3 protein-coding genes and 1 pseudogene are annotated in these 1,875 nt (G+C 28.0%); 3 read left to right on the forward strand and 1 reads right to left on the reverse strand.

Features of this window, described 5'->3' with window-relative positions; translation table 11 throughout:
* Together F0310_RS05590 and F0310_RS05595 are read left to right on the forward strand one after the other, a co-directional pair.
* Positions 1-256, forward strand: a pseudogene (locus tag F0310_RS05590) (hypothetical protein); the annotation flags it as partial.
* Positions 257-301: 45 nt separating this feature from the next.
* A complete protein-coding gene (locus tag F0310_RS05595; protein WP_182117978.1) occupies positions 302-736 on the forward strand; it encodes a hypothetical protein in 435 nt (144 codons plus the stop codon).
* 553 nt (positions 737-1,289) lie between these two features.
* Here the strand turns inward: F0310_RS05595 and tnpA are convergent.
* On the reverse strand, positions 1,290-1,652 hold the full coding sequence (gene tnpA, locus F0310_RS05600; RefSeq protein ID WP_182117980.1) for an IS200/IS605 family transposase: 363 nt from the start codon (positions 1,650-1,652) through the stop codon (positions 1,290-1,292).
* A gap of 77 nt (positions 1,653-1,729) precedes the next feature.
* On the opposite strand from tnpA, the gene F0310_RS05605 reads away from it, so the two are divergent.
* Positions 1,730-1,875 (forward strand): helix-turn-helix domain-containing protein (locus tag F0310_RS05605; RefSeq protein ID WP_182117979.1); only part of this gene is annotated, 146 nt, incomplete at its 3' end.

Below are 1,875 nucleotides of genomic sequence, written 5' to 3' on the forward strand. Positions count from 1 at the left end.
TTATAAAGCTATACCATATCAATATATTCTAATTTCTATTTATAATAAGTATGCAAGCTCTTGTAATACTATTGACACCTATGGCAGCTGTGATACGTATCGCATTAGATGCTTTATTGCCAGGGCCCTCCTCTCTGCAAAACGTAGACAAGCTATTGCTGAGTTAGAAAAATTAAATCTAGACCAAGATTATACTAAACTTAGCAAGATGATAAAGGATGCTTTGCCTGGCTATAAGGGGATACCAAAGTTTTAGATGATGCCATTGCGGAGTACAAAAAAGCTATAAGTCAAGCTAGTGATGCTGAGCATAAAATCAAAACAAAAACAGAAAGTGCTTCTAAAGAGGAGAAGAGAGGAGAAGAATGAAAGCGTAGACAATTTAAAAACAGTTAGAAGTATTCTTGCTGTTATTAAAAAAACCACCGAAACAGCTTGCCTGGCTTATGCTTATACTTATGATTTTGTTGTTATAGTTACTTCTAGTTTATCTTCTAGCAAGTTTAGGCAAGCTGCTAGCAAGTTTAATGAGGTTGCTAAGAAGTATGCTAATGGAAAAGGAGATAACGCTGCTAGTGTCATTGTAGGCGTTATTTCAGGTATTGCATATCATGGATTTGAAGATTGGTGGTTTAATAATGCAAAGAGGTTTGCTAGTAATCCTAAAGTGACAGAGATAAATAAAATGATTGCTATTATTGACAAGCTATTAGAAGTTTATAAAAGGGTTAAATAGCTGATATAAGAAATAACTAAACTAAGATTAGAATTAGAGAATTACTTACTTTGACTAAAAGTTAAATACTTAACATATATTGATCCCAAAATACTAATGTTCATGATAAAACACTAGAAAAATATGGACTTTAGCTTATGCAATAAAAAGAAATATCAATAGGAGCAACACACAATTATACACTTGCATTTTGAAATACCCAATATTATATACACATAAACTTAAAGTAAATGCTAAGGTTATCTTTAAAGATGGCCTTAGTAATAATTTATATAAATACAAAAGAGACAAGTGCTACATTAAGCAATACAGGAAAGCGATCATTAAAGCTTAAAATTATATGATGACTCTAGCTTTATTCCTATTAAAAAATTAAAGATATTCTCTATTTAAGAAAAAGAAAGGTTTATATAAATAAAATGCAAAGCAACACTAATTATAAACTCTACAGAATTAATTAAAACTTAAAAAAGCCATTTTAACTAAAGATAGCAAAGAATTTGTCACCTATAATTTCTATGAAATTTAGGTGGAGACTCCTTTGGTAATAAATCTATTTATTTTGATTTTGAATATACTTTTTGATAATATCAATAGAAGCTCCCCCAGTAGAGATAAGACAATAGCTTCTAGACCAAAAATAAGGTTTCCAGTAATACTTATATAAATAAGTAGAATATTTTTTTCTTAATAGCCTAAAAGATACTGTTTTTAGATTGTTAATAAATTTATCAGGTCCAATATTAGGGGTAAATTCTAGTAATAAATGAATATGATCTTTATCATGATTAAACTGATTAAGGGTTACTTTCCACAAAGAACATATATTAAGTATTATTTGGTAAAGAGAAGATGAAAGATTATTATTTATGCATTTATGCCGGTATTTAGTAACTAATACTAGGTGATAATTAATAGAATATACGCAGTGATTATTAAATGTTAGCTTATCTGTCTATATGCTAAGAATAAATAAGTAATATAATATAATATATGAGTGCTAATAAAGCTTATAAATATAGAATATATCCTAACGCTAATCAAAAAAAATACTTTTCAAAGGTATTTGGATGTGTAAGATTTTTGTATAACAAAATGTTAAGTGATAAGAAAGATTATTATGAAAAAAATAAACAAAG

Source organism: Borrelia sp. A-FGy1 (assembly GCF_014084025.1).
Lineage (GTDB): Bacteria > Spirochaetota > Spirochaetia > Borreliales > Borreliaceae > Borrelia.

What these genes read in the sequence shown, in the direction of transcription:
- F0310_RS05595 (WP_182117978.1), top strand. Translation starts at nt 302, where the DNA reads ATGCTGAGCATAAAATCAAAACAAAAACAGAAAGTGCTTCTAAAGAGG.